This window comes from Rhodohalobacter sp. SW132 (assembly GCF_003390325.1).
GTDB lineage: Bacteria > Bacteroidota > Rhodothermia > Balneolales > Balneolaceae > SW132.
Genome location: NZ_QUOK01000001.1, coordinates 875,679 through 891,429 on the forward strand (window position 1 = coordinate 875,679; position 15,751 = coordinate 891,429).

Here is a 15,751-nt window from a genome sequence, read left to right on the forward strand (position 1 = left end):
TCCTGAACCTTGAACCTTGCATCCTGCCCCTTGTCAATACCCCGCAGCCTGTCCATCAAACCGGGATTCACTTGCCCCGTAATAGACGCCTTTTTCGTGGTCATACATAATTCCCTGGTAGCGGCCAAAGAAGCTTTCTCCAATGCGCACAGTGTGGCCGCGCCGGCGCAGTTCACGTACCACATCGTAATCGATTCCCGACTCGACATTCAGAGTTCCGCCATCGTCCAGTGAAGCATCTCCAACTTCTGTCGGTTCAGTGGAGCCGTTATGCATCCATCGAAACGCATCCCCTGCTTCTTGTATATTCATCCCAAAATCGATCACATTGGTGATGATACTTACATGACCAACCGGCTGATAGGCTCCGCCCATATTCCCGAAGCTGAACCACGGCCGCCCATCTTTCATCGCAAAACCCGGAATAATGGTGTGAAATGGCCGTTTGCCCGGCTCATAGACGTTTGGGTGATTCGGATCAAGCGAAAAGAGCTCACCCCGGTTCTGAAAACTGAATCCTGTTCCCGGCACGACAAACCCGGTACCCATGCCCCGGAAATTACTCTGAATCAGCGAAACCATATTTCCCCTGTTGTCGGCTGTAGTTAGGTAGATGGTATCCCCGTCCTCCATCACATCCACGCCGGTGGTCACATCATTCATCGCCCGATCTCCGATGAGTTCCCTCCGATCTTCTGCATACACTTTTGAGAGCAGGTGATCCGTGGGCTGATCATAAAAGTCGGAATCTGCGTAATGTTTTGCGCGATCTTCATACGCCAGTTTTTTGGCTTCAGTCATCAGGTGCAGGACCTCGGCAGAACCAAACCCTTTTTCTGAAAGATCATATCCCTCCAGAATATTGAGCATCTGCAATACGGCCGTGCCCTGGTTATTGCCGCCAATCTGGTAGATATCGTACCCGCGGTAGTTCACTGTAACCGGGTCTACCCACTCGGATGTGTGCTGCTCAAAATCTTCGAAACGGAGATAGCCTTCGTTTTCAATCATCCACTCATCAATTTTCTCCGCAATCTCACCCCTGTAAAACGCATCGCGCCCCTGTTCGGCGAGAAGGCGAAACGTATTTCCAAGATCGGGATTTCTGAACATTTCTCCTTTTTCCGGTCCGCGCCCATCTATCGTAAATGTCTCTTCAAACGCGCCCGGCTGTTCGCTCAAAAAACCGGCAGAGCGCTGCCAGTACATTGAAATGGCTTCACTGACCGGGAACCCCTCTTCGGCATAATAGATCGGCTCGGCGAGAATTGTACTCATAGGGACCGAACCAAACCTGTCGTGCATCTCAAACCATCCGTCTACCGCACCGGGCACCGACACCGAAAGCAAATCATAGGCCGGGATGCTTTCCTCACCTTTATCATCCAGGATCTCCATCAGTTCATCATACGAAAGGTTCCGGGGTGATCGTCCGCTCGCGTTGATTGCATAAAGCTGTTCACTTTCAGCATGCCAGATGATGGCAAATAGATCTCCGCCAATTCCGTTGCCTGTAGGCTCCATCAAACCAATCGCTGCATTTGCCGCGATCGCTGCATCTATCGCGTTACCACCCTGACGAAGTATATCAAGCCCAACTTGTGTAGCCAGCGGCTGGCTTGTCGCTACCATTCCACGATGCCCAATCACTTCGGAACGGGTTGCAAACGATTCGCCAGCTTCACGGTCGATTTGTGCGTGGAGGATGTCAGTAAAAACAAGAAGTGAAATGAGAGCAAACAGCGGGAGTATTAGACGTGATTTCATAGTTCAAAAATAGTGAAGTTGAAATTGAGCGTGGCAGAGGATGATACAGATTAATGTAAAGCAAAAGGATAAATAGAGAAAATCTATTCCGCATGTTAGTCCAGACAAGACAGATGGTTTTGGTGAAGTGATCTCATGACCTGCCAGAGTGCTGAACGGAGTGAAGCTCCTGGTAGAGTCAGGAAGGAGTGTTGTACGGTTTTGAACCGATGAACTGACGAACAGAAGAACAGAGAAATGATAAAGTTGAGACTGAGCTTACCTATAATCTATTTGTCCCATCGATCTTTCCAGTATCTTGGGTTTCTTCGCAGATGCATTACCGCAACAATATAGATATGGGCCGATTCCGGGTCATAATGATAGAGTAAACCAAAGGGAAATCGCTGTACTAAAATTCTGCGAATGGCTCCGCTCACTTTTGTCCACGAACGGGATTTTCCTTTACCCTTTGAACCGTTTTATAAACTTCCACAGAAAATTCAAAACCAAGCTCTCTCTGTTGATCTTCAAAATAATCGATAGCCTTTGTTAATTCGTTTTCAGCTTCAGGATGAAAACTGTAGTTCATTCAGAAAAGCGTTTTTGAATTCTTTCAAATACATCATCTCCTGGAATGGGTGAGGTTTTTCCCGATTTTAAATCAAGAAGGCGATTTTCTGCCACTTCTATCCACTGATCTTCAATCTCCTGATCCACCGGGTTTAACGTTTTTAAAACGGAATCGGCAACCCGGATTCTTTCGTCTACTGGTAGTGATTCTATCTCTTTAATTAGTCTGTTCGTGGTTCGATCACTCATGGCAGCATAAAAATTGAAATTGATTAGAAGTTATCTCAAATAACGACTATATCTGTGAATTATTCAAAATCTGTTGATTCTGTTAATTGCTCATCATAATAATTTACGTTATATCTGCTGAACGGTACCCTGCAGATTGACGGTTAAAGAACTGCCATTTACTTACTATCTTTCTTATTCACTTTTAAGCTGTAAACATTTTAAAGATCGTTTTTTCATGATCCAGGAATATTTAAACTCTGTTGATAAATTTATCATTATCGGGGATCGGGTCCTCATCAAACCGCGTGATATGGAAACGCACACCAAAAGCGGACTGGTGCTGCCTGCCACGGTGAAAGAGAAAGAGGAAATTCAGAGCGGTTATATTATTAAAACCGGGCCCGGCTACCCGATTCCATCGCAGGATATCGAAGAGCCATGGAAAGATTCATCCAGCGACACAAAATATATGGGGATGCAGGCTGAAGAGGGCGATCTTGCCATTTTCCTGAAAAGCCGCGCTCATGAAATCGAATTTGAAAACGAGAAGTTTCTGATTATTCCCCACGCCGCGATTTTATTGCTGATACGGGATGATCATCAGTTGGAATGATGTAGCACGTCATCGCGAAATACAGTCATCCCGGGCTTGACCCGGGATCTCCCATTTTCGCTCCAGCCTGGGATTTGAACATTGGCAAAACACATAGTTTTGCATGAACGGGAGATACCGTCCCGATGCTTCGGGACGGTATGACCCCTCAACGAGCTTTTACACTTATCAAACAAACCCCAATCACCATGAACCGATCCTCTTTCCTCAAACATCTCGCACTGCTTTCTGCAGGTACTGCACTTCTGCCACGGCTGAAGGTTTTTCAAAACTCTCCATTTACTGAAATAAGAAACGGAATCGGCACATTTAGCATGCGGGGCGGCACGATTGGCTGGATGGCACGTCCCGGTTTTACAGTTGTAGTGGATTCGCAATACAGTGATACAGCCTCCGATTTTCTTGAAGGAATTTCGCGGTTTGATAGCGGCCCTGAAACCGTTCTGATTAATTCGCACCATCACGGGGACCATACTTCCGGAAATGGTACATTTCGCGAAGCGGGATACCGAATTTTTGCTCATGAGCAGGTTCCGGTCCTGCAGCGCCGCGGTGCCGATAATCCTGATGAAGTTGTAGCCGCCGATGAAACCTACAGCGAAAACCTGGAGCTGGATGCCGGCAACGAAACCGTTCTCCTGAAGTATTACGGGAATGCACACACTGGCGGCGACTCGGTCACCTGGTTCGAAAATTCCAACATCGCGCATATGGGCGACCTGGTGTTTAATCGTCTCTATCCATTTATCGACCGCGACGGCGGTGCTTCGATCGAGGGGTGGATCAATCTCCTGGAGCGTGTAAGTGATGAAGCAGATTCCGACACGATATTTATCTTTGGACACGGAAACCCGGAATTCGGTATCACGGGCAGTTCTGCTGATCTGCTTCACATGCGCGATTTCCTCTCCAAAGTTCTTGAACACACACAGCAGGGCATTTCAGCCGGACGCAGCCGCGAAGAGATTACGCAGATTGAGTCGTTTGATGAATTTCCAGATTACATCAGTCCAAGCGATTTTCTTTCACTCCCCCGCAATTTAAATGTTGCCTATCGTGAACTCACCGAATAAAACTGACGCCAGAAAACCAAAAGGTACTGAATGCTCCGTCAATCGCCGCTGCCTCTATTGCGGTCAGATAGCCGGAATGGTGTGGGTTCACGGCCACGGTCAGTGCGCATCGTGCGGCGTGAATGTGGATGAGTGCTGCCGGGGGGAGAACCAGATACAAGATAAAAGGTGACAGATGTTAGGTAGTTCGAGCATAATTTCACTTCGTTTAACAGCAGAAGTTTGATTACATTTTTATCCTGATTTCTAACCACCGTTTTCGAAGCCGGATTTTCCTATTGAATGAATGATATGCATCAAAACAGATCTCTCCCCTTCCTTTTTGCTCTTTTAATTTCACTGTCAGCCTTTCCCGCTTTTGCGCAGCAGATCAGCTACGATCATGTGGATTCCAAAGATGTGCACGCCATTTTTATGGATTACGATGAAACCACCGGCGGATGTGTAATTGGTATTGCGGATCATGGTGAGCTGATTTTTTCAAATGGCTACGGAATGGCCAACCTTGAGTATGGAATTCCACTCGAATCCGATTCGAGACTGATGATCGCATCAATATCAAAACAATTTGCCGCAGCTGCAATGCTCATGATGGAGCAGGAAGGAGTGCTCGATCTGGATGAAAACCTTCAAACCTACATCCCCGAAATTCCCGATTTTGACGAGCCGATCACCGCCCGCCAGCTGATCCATCACACTTCCGGCCTGCGCGATCTTTTCTCACTGCTGCACCTGAAAGATCTCGGACTCGATCCCACCACAACCACCGAAGACGCTCTTGAGCTGATCAGAAATCAGCAGCGGCTGAATTTTCGTCCGAATACAAATCACGTCTACAGCAACAGCGGTTACGTACTGATGTCAGTTCTGACTGAAAACCTCACGGGGATGACGCTCAGAGAGTATACAGACAAACATTTTTTCAAGCCCCTGGGGATGAACGCCACTCACTTTCATGATGACCTGGAGATGATCGTGCCTAAGCGGACCGACAGTTATCGGCCGACGGATAATGGGCCCGGACGTTTTTATCGTGACAATATCGACAGAGTGGGTGCGCGCGGCCTGTTTACCACTATTGAGGATTTTGCGCTTTGGGATGCCAACTTCATCGATAATCGCACAAACCTGGATCAGTTCACCGAACGAATGACCGAAAAAGGAGTGCACAATAACGGAAGATCGCACAGTTACGCCGCCGGGCTGAGAATCGGCACGTATCGCGGTCTTGAAACCGTTGGTCATGGCGGAAACTATATGGGGTTTCGATCCAGCTACATGCGATTCCCTGAGTATGAACTGGGAATCATGGTTTTTTGCAACATGAGTGATATAAACCCTGCAGCGCATGCGCGTCAGCTTGCTGATCTCTACCTGATGGAGTTTTTCGAGGAAACATTCAGCGAGTTTGCCGGCCGATACCGAAACGAGGGATTTGCCCGTGAATATGATCTGCTGATTGAAGATGGTGATCTCTACCTGAAGAAATCATCCCGCGATAAAGAGCGCCTGATCTGGCAAAACGGCGACCTTTTCAGCGCCGGCGGTTGGACACTCGAATTCACACGTGAAGATGAATCCATCACCGGGTTCACCGTTGAAACTTCCCGTACCGGTAAAATCACTTTTAACAGGCTGTAAGTCCATCAAAAGCTGTATCTCTATCTTAAACAGACCGAATCCAATGAACCGAACCATTTTTATCACACTTCTGATTCTCATCTCCGCTTTTTTCTGGACAGCAAACATGAACGCTGCCAGCAACGACAATCCGGAAACAGTTCAGGGTGTATCCACCGAAAAAATTGAAGAGATTTTTGCGATCTATGAAAGCTCAGATGCGCCGGGATGCGCCGTTTCGGTTTACAGTGAAGGAAACGAAATCTACAAAAATACGTTCGGCCTCTCCAATCTCGATTATGGAATTGCGCTTAGTGACTCCTCTGCGTTTTACATGGCTTCGGTATCCAAGCAAGTGACTGCAGCAGCGGCAGGCCTGCTTGTGATCCGCGGTGAACTTGATGACACTGCCCCGGTCTCCGATTATATTGAAGAGTGGCCGGATTACGCCTCCGATGTTCAGGTTCACCATCTATTCAGTCACACTTCCGGTCTGCCCGATATCTACGGTTTGATGGAGATTGCCGGTGTGCCGGTCAACAATCCGATGGATATTGAAGATTATATGGAGCTGATCCGCCATGGGGAGTCACTGAAATTTTCGCCGGGAACTGACTACGCCTATACCAACAGCGGATACACAACTCTGGCTCACCTTGTGGAGATAATCTCTGAAAAACCGTTTTTTCAGTTTGTTGAAGATGAGTTTTTTAAACCATTAGGTATGAGTTCGACTCATTTTCACAGTGACCGCCTCAGGGTGATTCCCAACCGGGTAATCAGCTATCGCCCCGGAGAAGAGCAGTTTCGGCGCACCTATCTCGGGATGTTCCAGGGCGTGGGTCCGGGCGGGCTCTATTCCACATTGAATGATTGGGCAAAGTGGGAAGCATTCTGGTACGGCAGTCTTGATTGGGATGGCGGAATTACGGTTGAAGAGGCTTCGGAATTGAAATCTTTGATGGTCACTCCTGCAATTGCGGATGGCGAAGAGCTTGACTATGGCTGGGGCCTCCACATCGAAAAGAGAAAAGGACAGCTCATGATCGGGCACGGCGGTTCTTTTATGGGTTTCCGTACCGACTACCGTCGTTATCCGGATCATGGATATTCGTTCTTAACCCTTTGCAACCGCGGCGATGCCGAACCGCGCGATTTCAACGACCGGCTCGCAGATCTTTTTCTGCAAGATGATTTTGAGGCCTACCTGGCTCCTTATGGCGGAACCTACCGAAATGATGAGCTGCCCATTGAGTATGAACTTACTGTGGAAGAAGGGAATCTAAATCTGATCAGAAGAAACTCACCCAACGGAGCGATGACGGAAGACGCAGAAGATATCTGGCGCGCCGGTTCATGGGATTTTGTATTCGAACGCAGCGATGAAGGGCAAATAACGGGGTTTGTCGTATCAACCGGGCGTGCCCGTGATGTGGAGTTCACAAAAATCAATGGGGATCAGTTATAGAAATTCTTCTCCGGTGTTTATCGATGCTCTGTGCGACATCCTTGTGGAATGATATACTCATCACTCAATCAGCAGATAGGAAACCGAACGGCCCGGCACCCGAAGCTTGATTCCGCCATCTGTTTCTGCTGAAAACGCCTCCATCTCTTCATAATTCAGGGGACCACCGGATGCGTATTCCGGCCCGATATTATTTATTTCGACCTGACGCGAAAAATCGCCGCCCTCACCTCCTGTGATTGTATACCAGTAGTATCGCTCACCCGGGTCGGCATCAATCAGGTCGACTTCCACAATCCTGGGAAACCCGCCGGTATTCGCTATCACCATACCGGTGTGGCCTGAACTGTAACGGGAAGCGTAGCTGTGGATATCTGGTGCGTTCAGTCCCTGCTCCCAGGAAAAAATCATCGTATCTCCGAATATTCTTTGAAAAAAGTAAAGGTGGAAAAAATCGGGCCGGGGATGCCAGCGGGGAATCCCGCCGGGTTCGTCGCCTGCGTTAAACATTCCATGATCATTTCCATCTTCCCAACCGTTTGCCAGATTCCACCGGGCAGCCATGCCATAGCTGTTTTTCATCATCTCACCCACAACCATGGTGGCGTGCATGCCCGAGATATCCGACACCATCTGGCTGGATCCTGTTGCAAAAATGTTCCACTCCGTAAAAGCGATCGGTTTTGTAGTTGCTCCATGCCTGCTGAACGTTGTATTCATCCACTCCATGACATCGTGTGTAACCGGTTCGGCACTTGACAGGATCGCATCCGGGGTTGAATCTTCATCATACTCCGTGAAATAATCATGTACGATGTAGTAATCAGCCGTATTTCCGGCGGATTGAAAATATCCTTCGTTCCAATCCCGGTCGGCCGGGTTCCAGGAGTTGGCTGCATCAAAATGGATGAGCTGTGCCCCGATTTTGATATCGGCCCCGATTTCATCGGCAGCAGCTCTCATGGAGTCGGCAAAAACGTTAAAATGTGATCCGTACAGAGCCCCGGTAATTCGTTCGGGCTGGCCATCCTGGTTTTGATCCGTATCAATCAAATACCCCGCCTGCCACGGCCCTCCGTTTTCGTTACCAATCTCCCAGTATCGTGTGCGGCCGTTATCATATCGAACCCAGTCTGCTGCAAGTTTTGCTGCCGTTTGCAACGGGTTAGGGCCTGTGCCGTATCGGGCATAGCTGTAGTTGACCGTAAACATGCCGGTGCTTCCGGTTCGGTTTAACACTTCGTAAAAATTATCGAGTGATATCGTCCAGCTTTGCGTGTTATTCCCATACCAGTAACCCGCATCGTACGCATTGCCGCTGTTTCCATCGATGAGCTGATCCGGGGCGTCATCCGGCGGATTTCCGGGATCGGCATTCCAGAAATACATATTGCTAAGATTTCCGCCGGGAAACCGGATTACATTAGGTGAAAGACTGCTAATGTAGTGCATCAGGTTCGGCTGATCAATCATCTGTGTCATATATGTGTTGGCATTATTGCCAAACAGGTAGGGTGATACCCGGGTGATTTCATCATCCGGATCTGCATAGATAAAAACTGAGGCATCAGCCTGAACTTTTTCTACAGGCCGATGATCAGGTATCACCGCATCTTTTGGCTCCCAGCTATCCAGAAAGAATCCCGGGTTACCGCTTTGACCATCAAATGGTGGCTTGACGATCTCTCCTTTAGTGCCGTTTTCATTTGGGTCCCGGTCATTTGAATCCACACCTGAAGTACTATCACTACAGGCATTAAACAGACCAATGAACACTACTGCAGTGATCCAAAGTATGGAGGACTTCGTATGACGCATGTTCATGGCTAACCTTAAATTGCGGGAAAAAATAGTGAGCCTGTTTTCGTGACAACGGTGAGCTACTCCAAGAAAATCATCGGGTGAGTCATCAATGATTCATTTATTCAACCTGCTTAACTCGATTTTTCGAAAAACTCATCCGATGACGCTCTTCAGATAAAATATCCGGCCTTTTAACAGGGTATTCATTAAAAGGCCGGATAAGCAAAAAAAACAGAATTGTTAGTTAATCTGTACGATTCTGAAGTTATCGTAAGCCACACTCAGTTCATCTACAGGTACACCGGTGTCTGGATTAACATAGAACATGTGCATGTTCACAGCTATATCGGCATAGGTGGTTGCGCCCAGATCGTAAAGAACTTCCAGAGGGATGGTGAAGGTTTCCCAGCCATCGGTTTGAATGGTAATGCGCTCATCGTTACGGGTAACAAACGGATTCCAGTCGTACTCAAAGTTCCAGTTGAAGTTGAATTTGATCCAGCCGGAATTTAATCCGTCGGGAATATTCATTTCAAACCGAAGTACCAGGTTTTCTAAATCTGTATTCGGATCGATATCGGGCCAGTCGGTTTCAGCTTCCATCGGCGTTGCCAACTCCTGCGACCACCAGAGTCCTGCTGGAATATCGGTCAGATGCCAGTGCAGGTAATTTCCATCCACCGGCTCAATTCCTTCGACATCATTGGTCACCACCGGAGTATCGCCCCAGGGTGTAAACGGGTTTTTATCATCAAAATTGACAAATATTCCGGTGGTATTGTTAAACATATTCCGGTAGGAGTTATATGTTGTACCGCTTGATGTGGTTACATTCACAAATCCCTCTTCCGTTATGCCGTCCGGCACGGTAACGGTCATATAACTGCCGTCGTCGGATGATTCAAAATCAGCTGAAACTATTCCCCCGGGAAATGTAACCTCTGTAACGAGGTATAGATAATTCCCTGTAATCGTTAATGTTTCACCGCTTTCAGCAAATTCCTTATTGATGTGCTGAATGTTTGGCATAGGCGGTAAAATTGGAAACTGAAAGACAATTTCACCGTAGGATGATTCCAGTTTAATGGTGTTCATCTCCTCTGCTTCCGGATCAAGTGTTCCAAACGGCATATTTCCCGGAATGGTAACGATCATATTTGTATTGGTTACCAGAACGGGGTTGAAAGATGCTTCAATTCCGTTAAAAAACACTTTTGTTGCGCTTTTCAGATTTCTTCCCGTGATGACAAATGTTTCACCGGGACCAACCTTTTCAAGCTGCATTGTAGCGGCTGAATCCGGATGGATATGCCTGACGCCTTCAATTTCCGGCATGCCGCCGCTATCACTATCACCGGCCAAATCGCAACCGGTATAAAGGGCAAAGATTCCGGCAATGGCAACCAGATAAAGTAGATGCCGAAGTGTAAATATCTGCTTTTCCATATCGCTTGTTCCTACGTTCTTATTAATTGACAATTGATTCATAATTCCAGCTCCTATTCATCAAAATTATATGGAACCGGACTATCCATCAGGTTCGGATTGGTAGATACTTCTGCTTCCGGATAACTGAGCCGGAAATCAGACTCATTTACCGTAATGGATGCGGACGGAGGTTCAATGATGTATTCTCCTTCACCCTCAGAATACTCTAAATTTGAGTTTCTCTGCTGGTCGTTGATCAGGTTCATCGCCATTTGCGGCTGCCAGTTGTAGAGTCGTACCAATTCAAACCAGTTCTGCCCTTCGTAGGCCAGTTCCTTCCATTTTTCTTCAAACAGGTCCATGTAGGAAATAGAGTCAATTGCCGGGAGTCCCGCCCGTTCGCGCACCGCATTCACGTATCCTACTGCTTGTCCATTATTTGTGGAATTGTCGTTCCCCAGGACGGCCTGTGCATAGCTAAGGTATACTTCTGCCAGGCGCAGCATGTATGTATTGATGTCTGTTTCCATAAAACCGACCCGTCCTTCATTATCCCCCGGAGTTCCGATGACATACTTTTTAATAGGAGCGCCGGTGCCCTCATACGTGTAGCCGCCATCATTTTGCAGAAGCTCGGGATAGTGGTCACCCCGGGTCATAAACGTTGCTTTGCGGCGCCGATCCTGTGCATCTGAGCCGCCATAGAGTTCATACAACCAGGCAGAAACACTTGTACCGCCTCCCCAGCCATCTCCTACTCCGGTCAGACGGGCTTCAGGAGCATAATAGGCCTGAAAGGTGTTTTGTACACCCCACTCATCGGCACCATACACCCACTGAAGTGCAAACAGACTCTCTGAATTATTATTAAACTGCCGTTTGAACAGATCTGCAAAGTTATCCATCAATTCCGCGCCGCTGTTCAGGATTACATCCTCGGCATACTCACGGGCAAGATCCAGATCACTCTGTACCAGGCTTCCGCCCTGGCTGTTAAAATGCGCCCGGGTGAGATATAATCTTGCAAGCATTCCTTTTGCAGACCAAGTATCCACACGCCCTGCGGGATCATCCAGAATCAGGTGCTCCTCGGCATAAAGCAGGTCATTGATTGCAAAATTCAGTACATCTTCACGAAGATTACGCCTTACGTTAGGATTTTCGATCAACGCGGTAGTATTTGTGATAATCGGCACATCGCCCCAAAGCTGCGCAAGATAGGAGTAAGCAGTCCCGCGCATAAACCGTGCTTCCGCAACACGATGGTTTTTTACTGCCTGGGGAATCGCATCCGAAGAGTTCACATTGATATTGTGAATGTGAGTATTCGCATGAGCGATCACAAGGTAGAGCGATCTCCACAGTTCGTTCAGCCTTGTATTGGCAGCCGTAGTGCTGAAGATCACAAATTGCTCCCGGCCTCCATCCGTTGTAATCAGGTTTCCGGCTCTTGCATCCCCGATTTCGGTTTTAGCTTTGTCGTTGAAATCAAACCAAACCGTATTGTACAGCGAACCGGTTGCCATCGCCAGATCCTGCTCCGTCTGGTAGAAGTTGCCTTCCACAATCTGGTCCTGTGGCGGGCGGTCGAAAAAACTATCTCCGCATCCGGCCAACAGAAAAACTGACGCGAGGACAGTGCTCATCATTAATTTTGTACTTACTGCTTTCATGATCCTGGGTTTTAAAATTATCAGTTATTCTTTATTACAGCCCGATGTTAATACCGAATGTAAAGATCCGCTGGGAAGGGTATCGCCCGTTATCAACCCCGATGAGGAGCGGATCCTGGATCTGTGATCCAACTTCAGGATCATACCCTGAATACCCGGTGATCGTGAAGAGGTTTTCTCCGCTGAAATAGAGCCTCACGGTTCTCATATTATATCTGCTAAGCAGACCGACCGGCAGCGTGTACCCTACCGTGAGGTTTTTCAATCTCATATAGCTTCCATCCTCTACAAATCTGTCGGAGATTCGCTGATTATTGTTTGGATCAGATGAGGTGATCCGCGGAACAGTTGTTCCGGGATTTGTGACCCGAACGTTTGTAATATCGTTTGGTGAGCCTGCAGGATCAATCAGTTCAATTCTGGCATGTTCATTAACAGATGCCAGAAGCCCGAAATTACTGGAAGGATCTTCATTCTGCCGTTTCACCTGGTTGAAGATGTCATTCCCGTAACTGCCGTTGATAAACACGGACAGGTCGAAATTCCTGAAATAGAAGTTGTTGGTAATACCAAACTGAAAATCCGGGTTTGGATCTCCGATTACCGTTCGATCCTGCTCATCAATGATGCCGTCTCCGTTCAGGTCTCTGAATTTCAGATCTCCGGCCCAAACACCCTGGGTGGGGTGAACGTTATTATTTTGCTGTGCGTGATTCTGAATATCTTCGGCATCTTCAAACACACCATCCACCACATAACCGTAGAACTGCCCAACCGGCTGACCCACAATTGTTCGCGAAACCGGATCAAAGAAGTTAATCTGACGCTCGATGAAGCTCGTCGATTGGTCCATCTCGGTCACCTTGTTTCGGTTCATCGAATAGATAAATGTGGACTCCCACCGTAGGTTTCGGTTCACATTTACCGTGTTGAGGGCAATTTCAATTCCCCTGTTCTCAAGCGACCCGATATTTACCGTTGGCGCACCGATAGCCCCCGTTCCGGATGTTCCGGCATAGAGCGGCAGCGGCTGTCTGAGCAACAGATCGTTGGTCCATTTTTGATAGACATCCGTCGTCAGGCTAATTCTGTCATTCAGAATGGTTACATCAAGCCCCAGATTGATCGATTCTGTAGATTCCCACCGAAGCGCAGGGTTTGCGATATTTGCGGGACGTACACCGCTTCCCCATCGTGTGGCTGTAACGTTCAGTGCAGAACCGAACAGGTAATTCCCGATATTTTGATTCCCTACAAAACCATATCCTCCTCTTAAACGCAGTTCATTAACCAGGTCGATATTAAAGAACGGTTCATTCGCAATTCTCCATGCTGCTGCAAAAGAAGGGAAATACCCCCAGCGGTTTTCAGAGCCAAATCGCGAAGAGGCGTCTGCCCTGATTGTACCGGTGAGCATATATCGATCGCCGTAATTCAAATTCACGCGGCTGAATAGCGACTGCATGGAATTTGAGCCGGCCCAGCTGTTGTTGCCTGCAGTGGCGGCATCTCCTGCTGCAAGTTCCTGGATATTGTTTCCGGGAAAGTTTTGCCTTGATCCGCTTAACCCTTCAAACTCAAACACTTCAATTTCATGACCCAGAACCGCATTCATAGAGAGCTGTTCACCAAACGGCTGAACGTAAGTCATATACGTCTTTGATTGCCAGTATTCAGAATTACTCCTGCTTCTTGAGGATTCGTTCAGTTCATTCGTACGGGCATTAAATTCGTATGTAGGCGTAAACTGATTACGGTTTGTGAAATTGTACGATACATTCAGCTCACTACGGAGTGACAGATTATCCAGGAAATTTATGTCTGCATAGATGTTTCCAAGAACCTCACGGCGGTGGCGGGTATCATCCACGATTTGCGCCATCGCAACGGGGTTTTCCAGTGTAAATTCTGATTGTGTAGGGCCTCCCCAGCTACCGTCCGGTGATCGCACGGGAATATCGGGGGACTGGCGAATGGCCAGGTTTACAAGATCTGCCTCTGAAACAGTCAGTCGCTCATCGGCCCGGCTAAGGTTAAGGCTCGTTCCCACCTGCAGCCATCTGGTCGGGTTGTTATCCAGGTTCAGCCTGGCAGAGTACCGGTTGAAATTGGAACCGGTGGCGATACCGTCTTGTCCAAAATATCCTGCTGATAACCGGTACCTGGTATTCACGTCACCGCCGCTGATCGCAAGTGTATGATTTTGCATCGGTGCCGTCTGGAAAAGCTCATCCTGCCAGTTGGTGCCATCACCGAGAATCGAAGGATCCTGGAATTCTGCCCGTTCGCCAAATCCAACAAGTTCAGCCTGACGATTGCGATACTCTGCATATTCAGGCAGATTCATCACATCAATCCGGCCAGGAAGCTGCTGAAACCCTACGTACGCATTGTAATCAACATGAGTTTCCCCGGCAGTTCCCCGCTTTGTGGTAACTAAAACAACACCGTTTGCAGCACGTGCACCATAAATCGCGGCCGCAGATGCATCCTTCAGAATATCAATCGATTCAATATCATTTGGATTCAATGTGGCAAGCGCGTTGGTTCCGTCACCGGTTTGCGCTGATACCGGGATTCCGTCAATCACATAAAGTGGTTCTGCATCACCAGTTAAACTGTTTGTACCCCTGATTCTCACGGAAACACCGCCGCCAGGCTGACCGGAGTTGGTCATCACCATTACGCCGGCAGCCCGTCCCTGCAGAGCACTATCAAAGGAACTGGTTATACTTTTATCAAGGTCGTCTGATCGCACGGACGAGATTGACCCTGTAACATCCTGACGCCTCAGATTTCCATATCCAACCACTACAATTTCATCTCCTACAAGCGCCATTGGCGTTAAGGTAAGGTCAATCTGAGATCGGCCGCTTATCGGTACTATCAGTTCCTGATACCCGATATAGGAGGCAACAAGTGTATCTGACAACGACGGCACGTTCAGGCTAAATTCGCCATCTACATTCGTGCTCGTTCCAATTGTGGTGCCTCTAACTAAAATATTAACACCCGGAAGAGTTGAACCGGTCTGCCCGTCGTAAACTACTCCGGTCACCTCTTCAGACTGATCTTCTTTTGGTATGGTCAATGGAGCATTTGTTCGCTTTACAACCACCTGACCGCCCGGTGAAGCAAGCGCTTCCAGTCCCGTGCCGTTTACAAGCTCTCTAAACGCATCGATAATGGTTACATCTTTCATTACCATGGTGAGCCGTCCTTCCGGAAGATCTCCTGAATCGTATGATAATCTGATTTTCCCTTCTGTTGCAATCCGATTCAAAGCCTGCTGATAGGTTGCGCTGCGAAGCTGCAGATCAATCTTTTCTTTGTAAACCGATTGGGTCCCCGGGTGGTTGTACCAGCTGATCGGTACAAAATTACTTCCCGTGCCAGAATTATATGCGTAATCCTGACCTGATACCTCTTCGTGAGCCATTATTGACAAAACAAAAACAGCAGATAAAGATAGCAGAAACAGCCTGAAACGCTGATGTATGATCGATTCTGTATCTAACTTCAT

Annotated in this window: 11 protein-coding genes; 4 read left to right on the forward strand and 7 right to left on the reverse strand. The window is 47.9% G+C overall.

The features are described from left to right. Positions 1-33: 33 nt before the first annotated feature. The 3 genes from ggt to DYD21_RS03740 form a co-directional block, all read right to left on the reverse strand. On the reverse strand, positions 34-1,767 hold the full coding sequence (gene ggt, locus DYD21_RS03730) for a gamma-glutamyltransferase (protein WP_116032598.1): 1,734 nt from the start codon (positions 1,765-1,767) through the stop codon (positions 34-36). Between the two features lie 415 nt (positions 1,768-2,182). Further along, a complete protein-coding gene (locus DYD21_RS21190) occupies positions 2,183-2,338 on the reverse strand; it encodes a hypothetical protein (protein ID WP_199535453.1) in 156 nt (51 codons plus the stop codon). Continuing rightward, positions 2,335-2,568, reverse strand: a complete 234-nt coding sequence (locus DYD21_RS03740; protein WP_116032602.1) for an addiction module protein — start codon at positions 2,566-2,568, stop codon at positions 2,335-2,337. Before DYD21_RS03740 ends, DYD21_RS21190 begins: the two co-directional genes overlap by 4 nt. 217 nt (positions 2,569-2,785) lie before the next feature. Here DYD21_RS03740 and DYD21_RS03745 point away from each other — a divergent pair, with 217 nt between their 5' ends. The 4 genes from DYD21_RS03745 to DYD21_RS03760 all read left to right on the forward strand — a co-directional run bounded on the left by DYD21_RS03745 (position 2,786) and on the right by DYD21_RS03760 (position 7,324). Next, the gene (locus tag DYD21_RS03745) at positions 2,786-3,163 is read left to right on the forward strand and encodes a co-chaperone GroES family protein (protein ID WP_116032607.1); all 378 of its coding nucleotides are present in this window, start codon (positions 2,786-2,788) and stop codon (positions 3,161-3,163) included. Positions 3,164-3,351: 188 nt separating this feature from the next. Beyond that, positions 3,352-4,236, forward strand: a complete 885-nt coding sequence (locus DYD21_RS03750) for an MBL fold metallo-hydrolase (RefSeq protein WP_116032611.1) — start codon at positions 3,352-3,354, stop codon at positions 4,234-4,236. A 282-nt stretch (positions 4,237-4,518) separates the two neighbouring features. Then, on the forward strand, positions 4,519-5,877 hold the full coding sequence (locus DYD21_RS03755) for a serine hydrolase (RefSeq protein ID WP_116032614.1): 1,359 nt from the start codon (positions 4,519-4,521) through the stop codon (positions 5,875-5,877). Between the two features lie 43 nt (positions 5,878-5,920). After that, on the forward strand, positions 5,921-7,324 hold the full coding sequence (locus tag DYD21_RS03760) for a serine hydrolase (protein WP_158551398.1): 1,404 nt from the start codon (positions 5,921-5,923) through the stop codon (positions 7,322-7,324). 60 nt (positions 7,325-7,384) lie between these two features. On the opposite strand, the gene DYD21_RS03765 is transcribed toward DYD21_RS03760, so the two are convergent. The 4 genes from DYD21_RS03765 to DYD21_RS03780 all read right to left on the reverse strand — a co-directional run bounded on the left by DYD21_RS03765 (position 7,385) and on the right by DYD21_RS03780 (position 15,751). After that, positions 7,385-9,142 (reverse strand): alpha-L-arabinofuranosidase, encoded by a 1,758-nt coding sequence (locus DYD21_RS03765; protein WP_147303488.1) that lies wholly within the window; start codon positions 9,140-9,142, stop codon positions 7,385-7,387. A gap of 225 nt (positions 9,143-9,367) precedes the next feature. Further along, the gene (locus DYD21_RS03770; protein ID WP_116032625.1) at positions 9,368-10,573 is read right to left on the reverse strand and encodes a glycan-binding surface protein; all 1,206 of its coding nucleotides are present in this window, start codon (positions 10,571-10,573) and stop codon (positions 9,368-9,370) included. A 53-nt stretch (positions 10,574-10,626) separates the two neighbouring features. After that, entirely contained in the window at positions 10,627-12,228 is a 1,602-nt protein-coding gene (locus DYD21_RS03775) for a RagB/SusD family nutrient uptake outer membrane protein (RefSeq protein WP_116032627.1), read from the reverse strand. A gap of 34 nt (positions 12,229-12,262) precedes the next feature. Next, positions 12,263-15,751 carry a SusC/RagA family TonB-linked outer membrane protein gene (locus tag DYD21_RS03780; RefSeq protein WP_116032631.1) on the reverse strand — a complete coding sequence of 1,163 codons (3,489 nt, stop codon included), beginning with the start codon at positions 15,749-15,751 and terminating at the stop codon, positions 12,263-12,265.

Bases quoted from the DNA above. Each gene is read 5' to 3' on its own strand.
- DYD21_RS03770 (WP_116032625.1), bottom strand. From the start codon at position 10,573: ATGGAAAAGCAGATATTTACACTTCGGCATCTACTTTATCTGGTTGCC.
- DYD21_RS03740 (WP_116032602.1), bottom strand. From the start codon at position 2,568: ATGAGTGATCGAACCACGAACAGACTAATTAAAGAGATAGAATCACTA.
- DYD21_RS03760 (WP_158551398.1), top strand. From the start codon at position 5,921: ATGAACCGAACCATTTTTATCACACTTCTGATTCTCATCTCCGCTTTT.
- DYD21_RS03745 (WP_116032607.1), top strand. From the start codon at position 2,786: ATGATCCAGGAATATTTAAACTCTGTTGATAAATTTATCATTATCGGG.
- DYD21_RS03765 (WP_147303488.1), bottom strand. From the start codon at position 9,142: ATGCGTCATACGAAGTCCTCCATACTTTGGATCACTGCAGTAGTGTTC.
- ggt (WP_116032598.1), bottom strand. From the start codon at position 1,767: ATGAAATCACGTCTAATACTCCCGCTGTTTGCTCTCATTTCACTTCTT.
- DYD21_RS03780 (WP_116032631.1), bottom strand. From the start codon at position 15,751: ATGAAGTTAGATACAGAATCGATCATACATCAGCGTTTCAGGCTGTTT.
- DYD21_RS03775 (WP_116032627.1), bottom strand. From the start codon at position 12,228: ATGAAAGCAGTAAGTACAAAATTAATGATGAGCACTGTCCTCGCGTCA.
- DYD21_RS03750 (WP_116032611.1), top strand. From the start codon at position 3,352: ATGAACCGATCCTCTTTCCTCAAACATCTCGCACTGCTTTCTGCAGGT.
- DYD21_RS21190 (WP_199535453.1), bottom strand. From the start codon at position 2,338: ATGAACTACAGTTTTCATCCTGAAGCTGAAAACGAATTAACAAAGGCT.
- DYD21_RS03755 (WP_116032614.1), top strand. From the start codon at position 4,519: ATGAATGATATGCATCAAAACAGATCTCTCCCCTTCCTTTTTGCTCTT.